We start from the raw sequence: 19764 nt of genomic DNA on the forward strand, positions 1-19764 counted from the left end.
TTTTAAGAAAATCATGACAAATTGTTCGGCTCGTGTTTCATTGAAAACAGAAAAAGAATGAGGTATAATAATACATCATTATTTTTTTGAGCATTATACGAGGAGATTGTAAATATGAAAATAAAAAGTGAAGAAAAAGGGACGGAAAAGAAGAAACGCAAAAAGAAAAAAATGCACCCGTTTGTCAGGGGATTTCTGGGATGCATGGTTGTACTTGTACTGCTGCTTGGCGCAGCCGGCTTTCTGGCGGGCGGCTTTTTGTATGGGAGGTTAAATTATCAGGAAATAGATTCTTTGTCAAGCGAGCCGTTTAAAGAAGAGGGTGTAAAAAATATTCTCCTGATCGGCAATGACTCCAGAACAGATGACGAAAGCGGGCGTTCCGACGCGATGATTCTAGTCTCCATCAGCAGCAGGACCAATTCGATTCATCTGACTTCATTTTTGAGAGATATGTATGTAGACATTCCGGGACATGACGGCAATCGTTTAAACGCCGCATATGCCTACGGCGGCCCGGAGCTTTTGATGGAAACCCTGGAGGAAAACTTTGATATTGAGGTAAACCGCTATATGCTTGTGAATTTCCAGGCATTTGCGAATCTGATAGATGCCGTTGGCGGTATAGAACTGGATGTGACAAATGAAGAAGTTCAGTATATTAACGGATATCTGGTAGAGTATAATCAGCTGGAAGGCAGGCCGGAAGGTACAGATTACCTGGATACATCCCTCAGCGGGAATATTCATCTGAATGGGCCTCAGGCCCTGGCATACTGCCGTAACCGCTATATCGGCACGGACTTTGCAAGGACGGAGAGACAAAGGAAGGTCATAGCAGCCGCGGTAAAAAAGGCTCCGCTGGCGCTGGCGACAAACGGAAGCGAACTGATCGACGGCGTAATGTCGAATATAACTACCAATCTGACAAGTTCAGAATTCAGAGGCCTGTTGCTGCAGGCGCCGGCCATGATGACCTATGAGATGGTTCAGGGAAGTATCCCGCAGGAAGGAACGTACTCGAACGCAACGATCAGAGGCATGGCAGTTCTGGAAGTGGATTTTGAAGCGAATAAAGAATACATACAGACGGAAATATACGGAAAGTAGATTTTTGCTCTGTACCGCAAAAGACCGGTGCGCGTTGTCCGCACCGGTCTTTTGCGGGAATCATGAGGTTAAAAAGTGGGTTGTGCATTCATTTGTTTATGAGTATAATGGTACCGTTTGAGAAAGGATCAGAACTAAAATGGGAAAAGAAGATAAAAGAGAAGCCTTAAATGTAGCCTTTCTTGCAGGGGATATTCTCCTGGCCAGCGGAGCGGAGATTTTTCGCGTGGAAGAGACGATTTTTCGTATTGCGCAGGCATATGGGGTAGAATCCAGCGATGCCTTTGTGTTGAGCAGCGGCATTTTCCTGACGGCGGGAAATGACAGAGAAGCAGACTTTGCAAGGGTTCTTCATATTCCGCTCAGCGCGGCCCGGCTGGACAGGGTGACTGAAGTGAATCAGCTTTCCAGAGAGATTGTTCAGGGAAAACATACGCCTGCTCAGGCCAGGGAGAGGCTTTTAGAGATCCAGAATATGCCGGGAAAATCAAAGCTGTGTCAGGTACTGGCTTCCGGCGTGGGAAGCGCCTGTTTTTGTTTCCTGTTTGGCGGAGACTGGCTGGACAGCGCGGCGGCATTTGCTTCGGGGCTCCTGTTATACTTGTTTCTTTTGTATCTGGTGAGGGGAAGGCTTTCTAAAATTGCATCCAATATCTCCGGGGGAGCTCTGGTGACTTTTTGTTGTATTCTGTTGTATCAATGTGGAATTGGTCATCAGTTGGGGCAGATGATTATCGGTTCTATCATTCCCCTGGTTCCGGGAGTAGCATTTACAACGGCGATTCGCGATATCGCGGATGAGGACTACATTGCCGGCGCGGTCAGGATGCTGGATGCGCTGCTTGTGACCTTTTGCATAGCCATGGGAGTGGGACTGGTCATGACTCTTTATCATTATCTGACAGGGGGAACGATGCTGTGAACGGAAGAATTATATGGGAATTTCTGGCGGCGTTCGGGGGAACGGCAGCTTTTGCCCTGCTGTTCCAGGTACCGAAAAAATATTACGGATATTGCGGTCTGATCGGCGGCTGCGGGTGGATCTGCTATAAATGCCTGCTTCCGGAATGTTCGGAACCATTGGCCGCGTTTTTCGCCAATGTGGTCGTGGTATTTCTTTCCCGTCTGTTTGCCGTGAGAGAAAAATGCCCGGTTACAGTTTTCTTGATTTCGGGGATTTTTCCGCTGGTTCCGGGAGCGGGGATTTACTGGACTGCTTATTATATTGTAGTCAATGAACTGGAACTGGCAGGTCAGAGAGGATTCCAGACGCTGAAAATCGCGGTGGCGATTGTATTGAGTATTTTGCTCGTTTTTGAGCTTCCTCAGGGAATATTCCGCGTAAGATTTCGAAAGGAGAAAAAGACGATATGAAATATATCAGGCAGTTTTTGATTATACTTTTGATAACATTTCTTGGAGAGGTATGCAGATACTTGATTCCGCTGCCGGTTCCGGCGTCGATCTACGGGCTTCTTCTGTTATTGGGGGCGCTGTTGGCCGGAGTGATAAAGCTGGATCAGGTAAAGGAAGTTTCCTGTTTTCTGATTGAAATTATGCCGTTGATGTTTATCCCCGCGGCAGTGGGACTTCTGGAGTCCTGGGGGGCCTTAAGCGGCATTTTCGCGGAAGTAGCAGTGATTACGGCGGTATCTACGGTCCTGGTCATGGGAATCAGCGGAATTGTGACCCAATGGATCATCCGGGCCGAAAGGAGGAAAGAAAAATGAAAGAGATGCTGTGCAGTTCTGTGTTTTTCGGCGTGATGGTCAGTGTGCTGACTTATGAACTGGGGAATTTTCTGAAAAGAAAGTTTCATCTGGCGATTTTTAACCCATTACTCGTTTCAGTAGCCGCCGTGATTGGAATGCTGCTGATTTTTCGGGTGGATTATGATTCTTATTATAACGGGGCGCAGTATTTAAGCTATCTGCTGACTCCGGCGACGGTCTGTCTTGCAGTCCCGTTGTATGAGCAGATTACGCTTCTGAAAAAACATTTTAAAGCGATTCTTGGGGGCATTTTATCCGGGGTGCTGACCAGTCTTGTGAGCATTCTGGCTATGTCTGCCGTTTTTGGGCTTTCTCATGAAGAGTATGTTACCTTGCTGCCCAAATCCATTACGACGGCGATCGGAATGGGCGTTTCGGAGGAACTGGGAGGCATCGTCACGATTACTGTGGCAGTCATTGTAATTACCGGAGTATTGGGGAATATGATCGGGGAGGCTGTCTTCCGGCTTTTCAGGATAGAGGAACCGGTGGCAAAAGGAATTGCGATTGGCTCCGCGGCACATGCGATCGGGACAGCGAAGGCTATGGAGCTGGGAGAAGTGGAAGGAGCCATGAGCAGCCTGTCTATTGCGGTGGCGGGGCTGCTGACCGTAATCGGAGCTTCATTGTTTGCAGGTTTCTATTGAAAACTGTCTGCAAACTCCATATACTGAAAGAGAAGTATTAACTGCTAAAGGGGAAGTATATGAAGTTCACATGGAAAGAAGACGGAAGGCGTATTATTCTTATTGTTGTGGCGGCGGCGATTTCAGCTGTAAACATTAAATCTTTTGTGCGGACCGGCGGACTGTACCCGGGCGGAGTGACGGGACTGACTTTGCTGATTCAGCGTGCGTGCGAGATGTTTTTCGGGTGGGAGATTCCGTATACCCTGGTGACCTGTCTGCTGAATTTTGGCCCGCTTTACATCGGTTACCGGTACCTGGGGAAAAAATTTACCCTTTATTCGTGTCTGTCGATCCTGGTGACCAGTATTCTGACAGATATTCTGCCTTCGGTTCCGATTACCTCGGATATTTTGCTGATCTGTATTTTCGGAGGCATCATCAACGGCGCGGTTATCAGTATCTGTCTGCATCAGAATGCCACCACCGGAGGAACGGATCTGATATCCATCTATTTATCCAAGAAGAAAGGTGTGGACACCTGGAACTTGATTCTTGGGCTGAATATGGTGATCCTTCTGGCGGCAGGCCTGTTGTTCGGATGGGACAAGGCGCTTTATTCCATCATTTTCCAGTTTGCCTCCACGCAGGTTCTCCACATGCTGTATAAGCGCTACCAGCAGAATACGCTTTTTATTGTGACAGATCACCCCAAAGAAGTATATCTTCAGATTTACAGCCTGACGAATCATGGAGCGACGATCATACAGGGGGAAGGCTCTTATGTACATATGCAGCACAAAATCCTGTATTCCGTGGTTTCCAGTGAAGAACTGAAAGAAGTGCTGAAAGCGGTAAAAAAAGTTGATCCCAACTCTTTTATCAACGTTATCCGCACGGAGCGGGTGGTAGGTCTTTTTTATCAGAAACCCAATGAATAAATCTTGGAAAAAGCGGGCGGACATGTTATAATGAACCGACTATAGATTTTGAGGGAGAAAAAACTTGGATAAGATAGCAGTATTGATCCCATGTTATAATGAGGAAAAGACGGTGGCGAAGGTGGTCCGGGATTTCAGGAACGTACTTCCGGAAGCGGTCGTCTACGTATATGATAATAATTCATCGGACCGGACAGCACAGCTGGCCAGGGAAGCCGGAGCGGTTGTCCGCCACGAGTACCAGCAGGGAAAGGGAAATGTGATCCGCCGGATGTTCCGTGAGGTGGATGCGGAAGTGTATCTGATGACGGATGGAGACGATACTTATCCTGCGGAGTTCGCGAGAGAGATGGCGGACAAGGTTCTTCATCACCAGGCGGATATGGTCGTGGGAGACCGGCTTTCTTCTACGTATTTTACAGAAAATAAACGGCCGTTCCACAATTTTGGCAATACGCTGGTGCGCAGTACGATCAACCGCCTGTTTCATACAGAGATCAAAGACATTATGACCGGTTACCGTGCATTCAGCTACCAGTTTGTGAAAACGTTCCCGGTTCTCTCCAAAGGTTTTGAGATTGAGACAGAGATGACGATTCATGCTGCGGATAAAAATATGCAGGTGGAGAATGTGGTGATCGAGTACCGCGACCGTCCGGAGGGTAGCAAGTCCAAACTGAATACCTATTCTGACGGAGCAAAAGTGCTGATGAGCATCGCGAAATTGTACCGCAATTATAAGCCGATGAATTTTTTCGGGCTGCTGGCCCTGGCTCTGGCGGTCGTAAGTATCGTATTTTTTATTCCCGTACTGGCAGAGTATTTGGAAACGGGACTTGTACCTAAATTCCCGACGCTGATTGCCTGCGGTTTTGGGCTGATCGCGGCGCTCCAGTCCTTGTTCGCGGGACTGATCCTGTCTGCGGGCGCGCAGAGGAACCGCCAGGATTTTGAGATGAATCTGATCCGGACCAGGATGCAGTATAAGGAGCTTTTGAAGAATGAAGGACAGGATTCTGACGATCGATAAAAGAAAATGGATCCGGCTGGGGATCTTTTCACTGGGAGGCGGCATACTATTTGCCGCCTTTGACCGTTGCGGCTATATGCTGAAAAATTATGGGAGTATCTGGGCCGTATCTGAAAACCCATGGCACCGGACCATATGGATGAGGATTCTCTGCCGTCTTCCTGCATATACGCTGGCAGTGCTTTTGCTTTTGTTGGCAGTACAATGGCTGCGGACAAGGAAAGAAACCGGCGGACGGATCGCACAGGCATGGCAGGAGATGACCAAACGCAGATACTGGTTTTTCCTGATGTGGACAATCTATTTTATCAGTTTTCTGCCTGCCTTTCTGGGCGGATTTCCGGGATTATTTGCGGCAGACGCGCCGAATCAGATAGGGTGGACATTTTCAGGATGGCTGACAGCCCATCACCCGTTGCTGCACACAGGAATCTTATGCGGAATCTTTTCTGCGGTGCGGGCTTTGGGCGGAAGCGACAATCTGGCGGCGGCTGTTTACACAATTCTGCAGATGCTGGCAATGTCGGGAATTTTTGCCTGGATCAGCCGGTTTCTGAACCGGGAACATGCCCCGGTCTGGCTGCAGGCCGGCACAGTTCTGTTCTTGTGCCTTTTTCCATTCCACGGAATGATGGCGATCTATACGACGAAGGATACCTTATTCGCGGGTATTTTTGTATTAAGTATTATGCAGGTGTGGCGGATGTGTGTTCGTCCGGAGGAGTATTTCAGCGGATGGCGTCGCCTGCTTTGCGGCGGAATCTGTTTCAGCCTCCTCCTGTTGTTCAGAAACAACGGATTCCATACGATCATTTTATGTGCTCCGTTTTTACTGGTATTTTTAAGAAAGTACTGGAAAAAGCTCCTGCTTCTGCTGGCGGGAATCTTTCTGGTCTATCAGGCATATAATGGTCCGTTCCTGAAGATGATCGGTGCGGAAGAGGGAAATCCCCGCGAAGCGCTGAGCGTGATTATGCAGACGCTGGGACGGACTTATGCGGCGGGCGGAGATATCCGACCGGAAGAGATGGATGTGATCCGACCGGTACTGGATGAAGAAACTCTGGCTTTGTATACGCCGGACTTGTCTGATTCCATTAAAAATTATTTTCATACAGAGGCGTTTCAGGAAAATGCCGGAGAGTTTTTAGAGACCTGGCTGCAGATTGGTTTAAGGAATAAGAAAATATACGCAGATGCTTTCCTGAATACCACGTACGCGTTCTGGTATCCGGGTGCTGAAAACGAATATCTGGAGTTTGTCTGCTTTGATATTGAAGAAGGCAACCCCGATTATCCTCATGTGCATATGGAACCGGTCAGTGAATTATTTAACCGCTATTTTACGGCTGTGGGGACAGAAGCGGTATTCCGGCAGATTCCGGTGCTCAGAGAGATTTTATCCATGGGCGGATACTTCTGGCTGATGGTTTTTGCCGCTCTTTATGTAATTTACAGAAAAGAATACCGCAAGCTTTTATGGATGCTGCCCCTCTGGACCTATATGGCTACGAATCTTCTTGGGCCGGCGGCGCTTCTCAGATACGCGTATCCGATTATGCTGGCGGCGCCGCTGCTGCTCTTCTGGATGTTGGAAAAGCAGCAGTAAACGCCGGACAGAGTCAGTTATTACATCCACAGTCCTCATAAGGGGGCCGCGGAGGACGGGGCGGCGGAGGCGGCGCCGTCCGTGCGTTCTGTTCACAACCGGAGCAGGATCTGCCGGTGGGCATATCACAGCAGGTATTCTGACAGGAATTTCCGCAGCCGCGGTTTTGACCGCAGCAGCATAAGAGCAGTAAAATCCAGATACAACTGTTCATAGTTTCAACTCCTTTCTGTTATAGACTATGCAGAGGACTCTTTTCTTGACAAAGAAGAAATCAGTTGTTATATTGAATGCAGAAACAAGGGCGTTTTTCGGGAGAGAATGACGCCTTTTTTTCATATTGAACATGCAAAAGGAGAGCAAGATGAGCAGATATACGAAGAAAGATATCCTGGAACTGGTAGAGGAAGAGGATGTGGAGTTTATCCGGCTGCAGTTTACAGACCTGTTTGGAGGAATGAAAAATCTGGCGATTACGGCAAATCACCTCAGAAAAGCTTTGGACAATCGGGTGACTTTTGACGGATCTTCTATCAAGGGATTTGTGGATGTAGAAGAAAGCGACCTGTATCTTTACCCTGATTACAACACGCTGGCAATGTTCCCATGGAGACCCCAGCAGGGACGGGTGGCGCGCCTGATCTGTGATGTATACAGGCCTGACGGATCGTGTTATGAGGGAGATCCGCGTTATATCCTGAAAAAGATTGTCTCCGAGGCAGAAGGCATGGGATACACATTCCAGGTAGGTCCGGAATGCGAATTTTTCCTTTACCACCTGGATGACGATGGTCTGCCTACCAATATCACCCATGAGCAGGCCGGTTATTTTGATATGAGTCCGTTGGACTTTGGAGAAAATGCCCGGAGAGATATCGTGCTGTCTCTGGAGGAAATGGGATTCGAGGTAGAGGCGTCTCATCACGAGAATGCGCCGGCCCAGCACGAAATTGATTTCAGATACGATGATGCGCTGACTACCGCTGACAATATTATGACATTTAAACTGGCGGTTAAAACAATTGCCAAGCGACATGGACTGCACGCCACGTTCATGCCCAAGCCCAGGAACGGAGAGGACGGTTCCGGCATGCATATCAACATGTCGCTGGAAAAAAACGGAAAAAACGCGTTTTATGACCCGAACGACTCGTTGCGGCTGAGCCGGGAGGCATACTGGTTCCTCGGCGGCCTGTTAAAACATGTTAAGGGTATGACTTTGATACTGAATCCGATTGTCAATTCTTATAAGCGTCTGGTGCCCGGCTATGAAGCGCCTGCATATATCGCCTGGTCCGCAAAAAACAGAACGCCGCTGGTGCGTATTCCGGCCACAAAAGGCGAAGAAGTAAGGATTGAACTTCGCTCTCCGGATCCTGCATGCAATCCCTATCTGGCGCTGGCAGTCTGTCTGGCGGCAGGACTGGATGGGATCTGCAATAAAATTGACCCTCCGAAACGGCAGGATATGAACATGCATCAGCTGAGTATGGAGGAACTGAAGGATATGGGGATCGAGTGTCTTCCCCGCAACCTCATGGACGCAGTGCACGAATTTGAAAAAGATCCTCTGATGAGAGAAGTTCTGGGAGAAGAAGTCTGCAGAAAATATGTGGAGGCAAAGCTCCAGGAGTGGGAGGACTATAACGCTCAGATATCTGAATGGGAACTGGATAATTATCTGCTGAGATATTGACATTCTCCTGACAGCTGCAGTAAGACATAGGGAGAAATGTGTATGATCAGTGTAATAATTGTGTTTCCAAAGCCGGAGGATGGGAAAAGTATCCGCAACCTGCTTGCCCGCCACGGATACGATGTGGCTGCAGTTTGCACGCAGGGAGCACAGGCGCTGAATTACGCCGATATGGTAAACGGAGGAATTGTGATCAGCGGATACAAGTTTCCGGATATGTACTATTTCGATCTGAAAAATTCTCTGCCTCCGGACTTTGATATGCTGCTGCTGGCTTCTCCGAGGGTCTGCGAAGAGTGCCGCGATCAGGATATTATACGGGTGTCCATGCCGCTTAAGGTGCAGGATTTGATGAGCACGCTGGAAATGATGTGCGCAAATCAGGCAAGGAAGAGAAAGAAAAAGAAAGGAAAACCCAGGCAAAGATCAGAAGAAGAGCAGAAAATCCTGTGGGAGGCCAAGGCGGTCCTGATGGAGCGGAATCACATGACAGAGGAAGAAGCTCACAGATATATCCAGAAATGCAGTATGGACAGCGGGAATTCCCTGATGGAGACCGCGCAGATGGTGATCAGCATGATAAAAATATAAGGGATGTCCCTTGTGTGGGAGGCGTTTTTTTGATATAGTGTGAGAAAGAACAGATGGCTGAGCTCAAGGAGGATGCAGGATGAGATTTACGAAAATGCAGGGGATCGGAAATGATTATGTCTACGTTGACTGTACCCGTCAGGATTTGAAAAATCCATCGGAGGTCTCGCGTCTGGTCAGCGACCGCCATTTCGGAATCGGAGCGGACGGGCTGATCCTGATCCGGCCGTCTGAACAGGCGGATTTCTGTATGGATATGTATAATGCGGATGGCTCCCGGGGAGAGATGTGCGGGAACGGGATCCGCTGCGTGGCAAAATATGTATACGACTGCGGCCTGACGGATAAAGACGAGATTTCCGTGGAAACGCTGGCAGGGATCAAATATCTGAAATTGGCGGTGGAAGATGGAAAGGTATCCCGGGTGCGTGTGAATATGGGAGCGCCGATACTGGAGGCTGAAAAGATCCCGGTAAGAGCTGAAAAGTCTCCGGTGGTGAGAGAGCCGGTTGAAGCATGCGGACGGCGCTGGGAGATGACCTGTGTCTCCATGGGAAATCCCCATGCGGTGGTTTTTATTGATACGCCGGTGAAAGAATTCCCGTTGGAAAAATATGGCCCGTATTTTGAAAATCATGAGCGCTTTCCCAGACGGATTAATACAGAGTTTATCCGGATTCTGGACCGCCGCAGTATGGAGATGCGCGTGTGGGAGAGGGGCAGCGGCGAGACGCTTGCCTGCGGAACCGGAGCGTGCGCGGCGACGGTGGCGGCTGTGCTGAACGGACTCTGTGAGAGAAAAGTACTGGTTCACCTGGCAGGCGGAGATCTGGAGATTGAATGGGATGAAAAGGACGGCTGCGTCTATATGACCGGGCCGGCTGTTACGGTCTTTGAAGGCGAGATGATCCTCCCGGGCGGACTGGAGTAGTGGAGCGGATATGATAAAAGTCTGGAATGGATGCGTAAAATGTATATATGCCGTACTGTTCACCGTCCTGATCCTGCTGAGTGCATATATTTTTTACGGAGCGCTTGACACATTGGACGGAGCGGATGCGCTTCAGGAAGTCCTGCATGGAAAAATGGTTCCCGTATTTTTGCTGGGGACCTCTTTTCTGCTGGGCTTTCTTTTGCTTGGATTATTCCGGCGCCTGATTCCGATACTGGAAAAGCATGAAAAAAAAGCAGTACCGGTTCTTTTCGGAGTGATGGTCCTTCTCCAGGTGCTGACCGTCATCTGTGTACGGACTTCTCTGAGATACGATCATCTGAAAATTTTCGACACAGCCGTATCCTTGCTGGAGCAGGGAGTAATCTCGGATACCCATTTCAGCTCGTATTTTATGAAATATCCCAATAACATACCCATATGCCTGTTTACGTACTTCTGGCTGAGACTGGCGGAGCTGTTCCGCATCCCCCGGGAAGTCTGGATGGAGTATATTAAACTGGTGAATCTGCTGTTTATGAACTTTGGCATGTGGTGCGGCTATCGTATTCTGCGCCGTCATCAGTCCGCATCCGCCGCTCTCCGGTATCTCATGCTGATACTGGTAAATCCGCTCTGGTATCTGCTGGGGGAGATGTATTATACTTCTACAATATCGCTTGCGTTTTCCATGGGGGCCATATGGCTTTTTGACAGCGCGGGGCGTCAGGAGACTCTGTGGAAAAAGTATACGCAGTATGCGCTGGCGGGTATTTTACTGGCGGCCGGATACCAGATCCGCGCGACGGTCATTATCACAGCGGCGGCGCTGCTGATCTATGCGGTCCTGCGGATCCGGTCGTTCCGGCGTTCCAGAGAAGCGTTCAGCGTGCTGGCAGTATTGTTCGGAGCGGTCCTGATGCTGGGGGCATATAAGACGGCAGAGAGACATTATGCCGGATTTGATCCTTCGCAGACCGGATATCCTGCGGTGCACTGGGTTATGATGAGCGCTCAGGGAGAAGGGCAGTATAACAGCGCGGATGACGCCTATACGGGTTCTTTTTCTACGAAAGAGGAGCGTACAAGAGCGGATCTGGACAGACTGAAAGAACGTCTGGAGCAGATGGGTTCGGGAGGTCTTCTGACGCTGTTCCGCAATAAACTGAGGGTGGCATTTTCAGACGGGGATGATGATTATGCATCTCTGTTCCAGACTATGAGGGAAGCGTCACCGGTACAGAAATATATAAACGGCAGCAGGAGTGACTACCTGGCGGTTTATCTGCACAGCTACCACAGTCTGCTGTGCGGACTTATACTGCTGGCCCTGGTCTGGAGGGCTTTTCGGGGGAAACGGGGATTTCTGGACGTGATTGCCCTGAATGTCTGCGGCGCGTATCTGTTTTATCTGATCTGGGAAGTGGACGAGGCATACAGTATTCCGTTTATGCTGATGCTCCTGATGCTTGAGGCTGCAGGAATGGAGAAGCTGGACGGCGGTTTTACAAAAGCAAGAGAAAAACTTCCGGCATTGCGGCTTGCCCCGGCGGCCGCGGCATGCGGCCTTCTGATGATCGCAGCGGGGCTGGTGTGGGTTGTAAGCCGGACCGGTGCGCCGGTGAGGAACTACTCTGTCCTGCAGGATCAGGAAACCAGCAAAGATCTGCTGCTGCAGACAGAATTCTCCCAGACTTTCCGTACAGGAAAGGCGTTTGATCACATAGATCTCTGGGTGGCTAACTGGGATGGCGCTGCCAATGATTCTATTTACGAGCTCAGGATACTGGACGAGGCAGGGACGGAAGTGGCGAGAGCGCAGATGCCCGGCGCGCAGATGCCTTGTATTGATGCCTATACGGTCGCTTTTGAGAAGGTGATCCCTGAGAGGGAGCAGACATACACCATACAAGTGAGTCTGTCTAATCCGGACTGCGCCGTAAAGACTGATTTCCTCTATTATGGTACGGGAGCCTGGGATATGTATGGTGACGGCGCGCTGTACGCACCGGAAGAAATTCCGAACGTGGACCTGGCGTTTGCGGTTTACGAAGAAAGATAAAAGGAGATAGCTTTCATGAAACGAGTGATTACTTACGGAACTTTTGACTTACTCCATTATGGACATATCAATCTGCTGCGCAGAGCCAGAGCGCAGGGAGATTATCTGATCGTAGCCTTGTCTACTGATGAGTTTAACTGGAAAGAAAAACAGAAACGTTGTTATTTTTCTTATGAGGAACGGAAAATGTTATTGGAGGCTATCCGTTATGTGGATCTGGTGATTCCGGAGACTTGTTGGGAGCAGAAACGCACAGATATTCATGAGTACCATGTAGATACGTTCGTGATGGGCGACGACTGGGCAGGAAAATTTGACTTTCTGGAAGAAGAAGGAGCGGAGGTGATTTATCTTCCCAGAACTCCGGAGATCAGTTCCTCCCAAATTAAGCAAGATCTGAAAAAACCGTAAATTTTAAAGTTGCATTTAAAAACTGAATATGATAAGATACAGCACAAAGAAAAAGCAGAGAACAGGACTCTTGCCTGCAGAGGCCGACAGGAATATGGCGTCACCGACTGAGAGCGCCGTTTGGAAGAGCAGGCGAAGGGAACACCTGGGAGCCGGCTGTCTGAAAGAAGAGTAGGTCAGTCCGCAGGCATGCGTTATGTGCAAAAGAGTGGAACCGTATATGTCTGGTACTTCTGGTTCGCCGGAGACAAGCAGGCAGGCGGTTCAATGCGGGTGGTACCGCGGGAGATGAATGATCTGTCCCGTCCCGGAATGTAAAAATTCCGGGACGGTTTTTTGTGTATAAAAAATTCCGTCCCGGAGAAAACAGGAGGAATGGAAAATGGAGTTTATGACAGGAGTAAAAAAACCAGACACATTGGAACTGCAGGAACTGTATGAGGAAAGTATGGTGGGAAAGACTGTCCGGGTAAACGGAGCTGTCCATACGATCCGCGATATGGGAGAGGTGGCGTTCATGATCCTTCGCAAACGGGACGGACTTCTGCAGTGTGTCTATGAGGAAGAGACTGCGGGATTCGACCTGAAAGATCTGAAAGAAGCCGCCACTGTAGAGGCGGAAGGTATTCTGGAAAAAGAGGAGCGCGCTCCGGGCGGAATTGAGATCCGGCTGACCGGAATAAAAATTCTTTCTCTTCCCGACGCGCCTATGCCGCTGCCTGTTGCCAAATGGAAACTGAATACTTCCCTGGAGGCAAAACTGAATATGCGCTCTGTGTCGCTGCGCAATATCCGGGAGAGAGCGAAGTTCAAACTTCAGGAAGGCATCGTAAGAGGCTTCCGGGATTTTCTGTATGAGCAGGGATTTACGGAGATTCATACGCCTAAGATCGGAGCCAGGAGCGCGGAAGGAGGCTCCAACCTCTTTAAATTGGATTATTTCCATCGTCCGGCAGTGCTGCAGCAGTCGCCGCAGCTCTATAAACAGATGATGGTAGGAGTCTTTGACCGGGTGTTTGAGACCGGGCCGGTATTCCGGGCGGAGAAACACAATACAAAACGTCATCTGAACGAATATACTTCTCTGGATTTTGAGATGGGTTATATCGACGGCTTTGAAGATATCATGGCCATGGAAACCGGTTTTCTGCAGTACACCATGAAACTTCTGGAGACGGAATATGCGAAGGAACTGAAGATTCTCGGCATTACGCTTCCGAAGACGGATCAGATCCCGGCAGTACGGTTTGACCGGGCGAAAGAACTGGTCGCGGAGAAATACGACCGCAAGATCCGCAATCCTTTCGATCTGGAGCCGGAGGAAGAGAGCCTGATCGGAAGGTACTTCCAGGAAGAATACGGAGCGGATTTTGTGTTTGTCACCCATTATCCGTCCAAGAAACGTCCGTTTTATGCCATGGATGATCCGGAGGACAGCCGCTATACTCTGAGCTTTGACCTGTTGTATCACGGCCTGGAGATCACGACAGGAGGCCAGCGTATCCATGATTACCGGATGCTGACGGAGAAGATCGCGGCCAGAGGAATGACAGAAGAAGGCCTGGAACAGTATCTGGATACTTTCCGCTATGGGATGCCGCCTCATGGAGGCCTGGGCATCGGACTGGAACGCCTGACCATGAAACTGGCGGGAGAAGATAACGTACGAGAGACTACGCTGTATCCGAGAGATCTGAGCAGGCTGGAGCCTTAATGTCAGAAACAAGCACGCGGCGGGAACCTCCCCGGGGCAAAGAGCAGAAAAGGAGAATATGAAAAATGGCAAATATGATTTCCGATGAAACGATGGAATATGTGGGAATCCTGGCGAAACTGGAACTCTCGGCCGAGGAACGGGAGCAGGCGAAGAAAGATATGGAGCAGATGCTGGATTATATCGATATGCTGAATACTCTGGATACAGAAGGCGTGGAACCCATGTCCCATATATTCCCGATCCATAACGTATTTCGGGAAGACGTGGTAGAAAATGACGACGAGCATGAGAAGATACTGGCCAATGCGCCGGCTGCGAAAGACGGGGCATTCAAAGTGCCGAAGACGGTAGAATAGGAGGGGTATGTCGATGAGTCTGATGAGTTTGACGGCCCTGGAACTTGGAAAGAAGATACAGGCAAAAGAAGTAAGCGCCGTGGAAGCGGCGAAGGAAGCCCTGGGGCAGATAAAAAAGCTGGACGGATCACTGAACTGTTTCGTGACCGTAGAGGAAGACAGCGTACTGAAAAAAGCAGAGGAAGTACAGAAAAAGATAGATGCAGGAGAGCTTGCCGGCCCGCTGGCAGGCGTCCCGGCGGCAATCAAGGATAATATGTGCACAGAAGGGGTACGGACGACCTGCAGTTCCAGAATGCTGGAAAATTTTGTGCCCACATACACAGCGGAAGCGGTAAAAAATCTGGAGCAGGCAGGCGTTGTGGTGATCGGGAAGACCAATATGGACGAATTTGCCATGGGAAGCACGACCGAGACTTCTTATTTTGGTCCTACCAGGAACCCCTGGGCGCCTGAACATGTACCCGGGGGATCTTCCGGAGGAAGCTGTGCGGCAGTGGCAGCCGAGGAATGCTCCTTTGCGCTGGGATCCGATACGGGAGGCTCTATCCGTCAGCCCAGCTCTTTCTGCGGCGTAACCGGACTGAAACCTACGTACGGGACAGTATCCAGATATGGATTGATCGCTTACGGATCTTCGCTGGATCAGATCGGGCCTGTCGGGAAGGATGCCGCGGACTGTGCCGCCGTGCTGGAAGCGATCGCGTCTCATGATCCGAAAGACAGCACCTCGATGAAAAGGGATTCCTATGATTTCCTGTCTGCGTTGGACGAAGGCGTCAGAGGACTTCGGATCGGTATCCCGAGAGATTATTTCGGAGACGGTCTGGATGAAGAAGTAAAAAGCCATATTCTGGAGGCGGCGAAGGTGCTGGAAAGCAAGGGAGCCGTGCTGGAAGAATTTGACCTGAGCCTGGTGGAATATGCGATTCCTGCTTACTATGTCATCGCGTCGGCGGAAGCAAGCTCCAATCTGGCCAGATTTGACGGAGTAAAATACGGATACCGTACGCCTGAGTACGAGGGACTTCATAATATGTATAAGAAATCCAGAAGCGAGGGCTTCGGGGCAGAAGTGAAGCGGAGAATCATGCTCGGTTCTTTTGTGCTGAGTTCAGGCTATTATGACGCGTATTATCTGAAGGCGCTGAAAACAAAAGCGCTGATCAGGCAGGCCTTTGACCGGGCGTTTGAGAAATACGATGTGATCCTGGGACCGGCCGCGCCTGGGACGGCTCCGAAGCTGGGAGAGTCTTTAAGCGATCCGCTGAAGATGTATCTGGGAGACATTTACACGGTTTCCGTTAATCTGGCAGGTCTTCCGGGCATTACGGTTCCCTGCGGCACAGACGGCAAAGGGCTTCCCATCGGCATGCAGCTGATCGGAGACTGTTTCCAGGAAAGAAAGATTCTTCGGGCGGCACACGCCTATGAACAGACCAGAGCATATGCACACTGCCCTTTGGCGGCAGAACAGGTATAGGGAGGAGAGAGGAAGATGAGCAAACAGTATGAGACCGTGATCGGCCTGGAAGTCCATGTGGAGCTGGCCACCAAAACGAAGATCTTCTGCTCCTGCAGTACGGAGTTCGGCGGAGCGCCGAATACGCACACATGCCCGGTCTGTACGGGAATGCCGGGTTCTCTGCCGGTGCTGAACAAGCAGGTGGTGGAATATGCGGCGGCAGTAGGTCTTGCCACCAACTGCTCGATTACCAGAAAATGTAAATTTGACCGGAAGAACTATTTTTATCCGGATAATCCCCAGAATTATCAGATTTCCCAGCTCTATGAGCCGATCTGCCGGAATGGATATGTGGAGATCGATACTCCGTCCGGAACGAAAAAGATCGGTATCCATGAAATCCATATGGAAGAAGACGCCGGCAAACTGGTTCATGACGAGTGGGAAGACTGCTCACTGGTGGATTTCAACCGAAGCGGAGTTCCGCTGATCGAGATTGTATCCGAACCGGATATGAGAAATGCAGACGAAGTGATCGCATATCTGGATAAACTGAGACTGATCATCCAATACCTGGGCGCATCTGACTGCAAGCTGCAGGAAGGCTCCATGAGGGCGGATGTGAACCTGTCAGTGCGGGAGGTTGGGTCAGAGAAACTGGGAACCCGTACAGAGATGAAGAACCTGAACTCTTTCAAAGCGATCGCCAGAGCCATAGAGGGCGAAAAGGAACGTCAGATAGAACTGTTGGAGATGGGGCGGCCGGTGATTCAGGAAACCAGAAGATGGGATGACAACAAAGAAGCATCTCATGCCATGCGTTCCAAGGAGGATGCGCAGGATTACCGTTATTTCCCGGAACCGGACCTGCCTCCGGTGATCATCAGCGATGAATGGCTGGAAGAGATCAGAGCCAGACAGCCGGAGCTCAGGACAGAGAAACTGATCCGTTATAAAAAAGAATTTGATATCCCGGATTATGACGCGCAGATTATTACTTCTTCCAAGAAAATGGCAGACTTGTTCGAAGCGACGACGGCTCTCTGCGGGAAGCCCAAAAAGGTATCCAACTGGCTGATGGTAGAGACCATGCATTTGATGAAAGAACATGATATGGAAGCAGATGATCTGAAATTCTCTCCGGAGAATCTGGCGAAACTGATCGAGCTGGCAGATGCCGGAACCATCAACAGCTCGGTGGCAAAAGAGGTGTTCGAGAAAGTATTTCTGGATGACATTGATCCGGATCAATATGTGGAAGAGCATGGTTTGAAGACTGTGAGCGACGAAGGAGAACTGCGCTCTGTTATTGAACAGGTCATCGCCTCTAATCCTCAGTCAGTGGAGGATTATCGTAATGGAAAAGAAAAAGCCATCGGCTTCCTGGTCGGACAGACGATGAAAGCCATGAAAGGAAAAGCGAATCCGGGGCTGGTGAATCAGATATTAAAAGAACTGCTGTAAAAGTTCTGAAGGAATTGTAAAGTTTTTCTATTTGAATTTATGGTTATTTAACGATTTTCCCATATTTTGTACACATTTTTCCGATATAGTAAAACCATAGAAATTCCACCGGGGTTTTTCATTTACGAACCGGAGAACGGGAGAGAGATGGATGGCTTCGGGAATCTTAAAATGGGGGCGGTTGTTCGCCGGCGCGCAAGCGGGAGCCGTACCTCGACTAACAACAATAGCGGAAGGCAGGCGGCGCTGCCGCATGCCGGACGCTTTTACATATACAATTCCTGAAAACTCAGCCGCCTGCTGTGGAGACAGAGCCGAACCGACCAGACTCCATAGCAGGCGGCATTTTGTTGTATACCCAAAAATATTGTGTTAAAATGCAAATAGCACGAAGACAGGAGGAGAATCGCAGATGAGAGCAGAGCCGAAGACATCATCTCAGGTGCTTTATTTTATACAGGAGATAAAAAAGGAAAAACAGGTTTTGGATCTTTGCAGGGATATGGGGATCATGATCAGAAAACTGAAAGAGGAAGACGCAGGAAGGTCCGTCGGCGTGCTGGCGGGAGTATTTCCGCCGGAACTGGCGCCTAAAACGGCGAAACAGGTACCGAAGGGATATCGTATGCCGGAACTGCTGGTATTCTGCGGACTGGAAGACGGACTCCTGGATCGGTTCCTTGCGGAATACCGGCGGCGGGGAATCGATCCCATCGGGCTGAAGGCCGTCGCGACGCCTCACAATCTGTTCTGGACCGTCTGTGAATTGACAGAGGAACTGGAGCAGGAGAGGGCAGCTATGCAGGCGATGAGCCAGAACAGGGAGGGCTGAAAAGGATGAAGAAAAGGATGATGACTGTCCTGGTCTGCCTGACGCTGCTGTTTTGCGGCTGCGGGAGAAATGCAGAAGAAACAGCGGGGACTGTACAGGAGACCGCGGACATAGCCCCGGAAGAGACTGGGCAGGAGACCGCGGACGCAGCCCCAGAAGAGACTGCACAGGAGACCGCGGACACAGCCCCGGAAAAGACTGGGCAGGAGACCGCGGACGCAGCCTCAGAAGAGATTGTGCAGGAGACTTCAGAGTCCGCAGCAGAAGAACCGGTACAGCAGGAAACACCGGATCCTGCCAGCCTGGAAACAGAAACCGTTTATGCCACGGACCGGGTGAACATCCGTACCGCGCCGAGCACAGATGCGGAAATTTTCGGCAAACTGGGTGTGCGTCAGACGGCGGAAAGAATCAGCGATGACGGGGAATGGAGCCAGATCCTGATCGATGGAAATGTGTATTATGTGGCAAGTGAATACCTTCGGATAAAGGCGGAAAATGCCGACAGCAACGGTTATCTGGTCGTCATCGATGCGGGGCATCAGAGTCAGGGAAACTCCGAGCAGGAACCGGTAGGACCGGGAGCCTCAGAGACGAAGGCAAAAGTGACCGGAGGAACCACCGGGACGACGACCGGGCTGAAAGAATATGAATTGAATCTTCAGGTGGCGCAGAAATTGGAAGAGATTCTTCTCGAGCGGGGATACGAGGTAATCATGGTGCGTACATCCCATGATGTGGATATCAGCAACAGCGAAAGAGCGGCCGTGGCGAATGAAGCGGGGGCGGATGCGTTCATCCGGATTCACGCAAACGGTTCGGAGGACAGCAGCGTACATGGAGCCATGACGATCTGCCAGACTCCTTCCAATCCGTATAACGGAGCGTTATATGAAGAGAGCAGAGCTCTTGCGGATGCGGTGCTGGACTGTTTTGTGGCCAGTACCGGAGCCAGTAAGCAGTATGTATGGGAAACGGATTCCATGAGCGGGATTAACTGGGCGTCAGTTCCTGCGACTATCATTGAGATGGGATATATGACAAACCCGACGGAGGATCAGAATATGGCTTCGGAAGATTACCAGTATCTGATGGCTGAGGGTATCGCGAATGGAATTGATGAGTTTATACAATAAAAAGAGCGGATATAG

Annotated in this window: 20 protein-coding genes; all 20 read left to right on the forward strand. The window is 50.0% G+C overall.

What is annotated here, in order from left to right; all coding sequences use genetic code 11:
• Nucleotides 1-114 precede the first annotated feature (114 nt).
• The 20 genes from B5F29_RS00235 to B5F29_RS00330 all read left to right on the forward strand — a co-directional run bounded on the left by B5F29_RS00235 (nucleotide 115) and on the right by B5F29_RS00330 (nucleotide 19749).
• Complete coding sequence (locus B5F29_RS00235) at nucleotides 115-1110, forward strand: LCP family protein (protein WP_087152676.1); 996 nt, start codon at nucleotides 115-117, stop codon at nucleotides 1108-1110.
• 139 nt (nucleotides 1111-1249) lie between these two features.
• Nucleotides 1250-2032: a threonine/serine exporter family protein gene (locus tag B5F29_RS00240; RefSeq protein ID WP_087152677.1), complete on the forward strand. Its 783-nt coding sequence runs from the start codon at nucleotides 1250-1252 to the stop codon at nucleotides 2030-2032.
• Nucleotides 2029-2484: a threonine/serine exporter family protein gene (locus B5F29_RS00245; RefSeq protein ID WP_242955534.1), complete on the forward strand. Its 456-nt coding sequence runs from the start codon at nucleotides 2029-2031 to the stop codon at nucleotides 2482-2484. The genes B5F29_RS00240 and B5F29_RS00245 overlap by 4 nt, the downstream gene beginning before the upstream one ends.
• Complete coding sequence (locus B5F29_RS00250) at nucleotides 2481-2840, forward strand: CidA/LrgA family protein (RefSeq protein ID WP_087152678.1); 360 nt, start codon at nucleotides 2481-2483, stop codon at nucleotides 2838-2840. Before B5F29_RS00245 ends, B5F29_RS00250 begins: the two co-directional genes overlap by 4 nt.
• Entirely contained in the window at nucleotides 2837-3529 is a 693-nt protein-coding gene (locus B5F29_RS00255) for an LrgB family protein (protein WP_087152679.1), read from the forward strand. The genes B5F29_RS00250 and B5F29_RS00255 overlap by 4 nt, the downstream gene beginning before the upstream one ends.
• A gap of 59 nt (nucleotides 3530-3588) precedes the next feature.
• A complete protein-coding gene (locus B5F29_RS00260) occupies nucleotides 3589-4449 on the forward strand; it encodes a YitT family protein (RefSeq protein ID WP_087152680.1) in 861 nt (286 codons plus the stop codon).
• 64 nt (nucleotides 4450-4513) lie between these two features.
• Nucleotides 4514-5479, forward strand: coding sequence for a glycosyltransferase family 2 protein (locus tag B5F29_RS00265; protein ID WP_087152681.1), 966 nt, complete (start codon nucleotides 4514-4516; stop codon nucleotides 5477-5479).
• Nucleotides 5451-7088: a DUF6020 family protein gene (locus B5F29_RS00270; protein ID WP_087152682.1), complete on the forward strand. Its 1638-nt coding sequence runs from the start codon at nucleotides 5451-5453 to the stop codon at nucleotides 7086-7088. The genes B5F29_RS00265 and B5F29_RS00270 overlap by 29 nt, the downstream gene beginning before the upstream one ends.
• A 364-nt stretch (nucleotides 7089-7452) precedes the next feature.
• The gene (gene glnA, locus B5F29_RS00275; protein WP_087152683.1) at nucleotides 7453-8784 is read left to right on the forward strand and encodes a type I glutamate--ammonia ligase; all 1332 of its coding nucleotides are present in this window, start codon (nucleotides 7453-7455) and stop codon (nucleotides 8782-8784) included.
• 42 nt (nucleotides 8785-8826) lie between these two features.
• On the forward strand, nucleotides 8827-9375 hold the full coding sequence (locus B5F29_RS00280; RefSeq protein WP_087152684.1) for an ANTAR domain-containing response regulator: 549 nt from the start codon (nucleotides 8827-8829) through the stop codon (nucleotides 9373-9375).
• Between the two features lie 79 nt (nucleotides 9376-9454).
• Nucleotides 9455-10306 (forward strand): diaminopimelate epimerase, encoded by an 852-nt coding sequence (dapF, locus tag B5F29_RS00285; protein ID WP_087152685.1) that lies wholly within the window; start codon nucleotides 9455-9457, stop codon nucleotides 10304-10306.
• A 10-nt stretch (nucleotides 10307-10316) separates the two neighbouring features.
• Nucleotides 10317-12368, forward strand: coding sequence for a glycosyltransferase family 39 protein (locus tag B5F29_RS00290; protein WP_087152686.1), 2052 nt, complete (start codon nucleotides 10317-10319; stop codon nucleotides 12366-12368).
• A 15-nt stretch (nucleotides 12369-12383) separates the two neighbouring features.
• Nucleotides 12384-12779: a glycerol-3-phosphate cytidylyltransferase gene (gene tagD / locus B5F29_RS00295; protein ID WP_087152687.1), complete on the forward strand. Its 396-nt coding sequence runs from the start codon at nucleotides 12384-12386 to the stop codon at nucleotides 12777-12779.
• 120 nt (nucleotides 12780-12899) lie between these two features.
• Nucleotides 12900-13097: a hypothetical protein gene (locus B5F29_RS00300; RefSeq protein WP_087152688.1), complete on the forward strand. Its 198-nt coding sequence runs from the start codon at nucleotides 12900-12902 to the stop codon at nucleotides 13095-13097.
• A 64-nt stretch (nucleotides 13098-13161) separates the two neighbouring features.
• Entirely contained in the window at nucleotides 13162-14493 is a 1332-nt protein-coding gene (gene aspS / locus B5F29_RS00305) for an aspartate--tRNA(Asn) ligase (RefSeq protein ID WP_087152689.1), read from the forward strand.
• Between the two features lie 65 nt (nucleotides 14494-14558).
• The gene (gene gatC, locus B5F29_RS00310; protein ID WP_087152690.1) at nucleotides 14559-14852 is read left to right on the forward strand and encodes an Asp-tRNA(Asn)/Glu-tRNA(Gln) amidotransferase subunit GatC; all 294 of its coding nucleotides are present in this window, start codon (nucleotides 14559-14561) and stop codon (nucleotides 14850-14852) included.
• A 13-nt stretch (nucleotides 14853-14865) separates the two neighbouring features.
• Nucleotides 14866-16335 carry an Asp-tRNA(Asn)/Glu-tRNA(Gln) amidotransferase subunit GatA gene (gatA, locus tag B5F29_RS00315; RefSeq protein WP_087152691.1) on the forward strand — a complete coding sequence of 490 codons (1470 nt, stop codon included), beginning with the start codon at nucleotides 14866-14868 and terminating at the stop codon, nucleotides 16333-16335.
• 15 nt (nucleotides 16336-16350) lie between these two features.
• Nucleotides 16351-17781 (forward strand): Asp-tRNA(Asn)/Glu-tRNA(Gln) amidotransferase subunit GatB, encoded by a 1431-nt coding sequence (gene gatB / locus B5F29_RS00320; protein WP_087152692.1) that lies wholly within the window; start codon nucleotides 16351-16353, stop codon nucleotides 17779-17781.
• Between the two features lie 412 nt (nucleotides 17782-18193).
• Nucleotides 18194-18613, forward strand: a complete 420-nt coding sequence (locus B5F29_RS00325) for a DUF3783 domain-containing protein (protein WP_087152693.1) — start codon at nucleotides 18194-18196, stop codon at nucleotides 18611-18613.
• Between the two features lie 5 nt (nucleotides 18614-18618).
• Nucleotides 18619-19749 carry an N-acetylmuramoyl-L-alanine amidase gene (locus B5F29_RS00330; protein WP_242955535.1) on the forward strand — a complete coding sequence of 377 codons (1131 nt, stop codon included), beginning with the start codon at nucleotides 18619-18621 and terminating at the stop codon, nucleotides 19747-19749.
• The last annotated feature ends 15 nt before the right edge of the window (nucleotides 19750-19764 follow it).

Origin of the sequence: Lachnoclostridium sp. An196, assembly GCF_002160135.1 — a bacterium.
GTDB lineage: Bacteria > Bacillota > Clostridia > Lachnospirales > Lachnospiraceae > Hominiventricola > Hominiventricola avistercoris.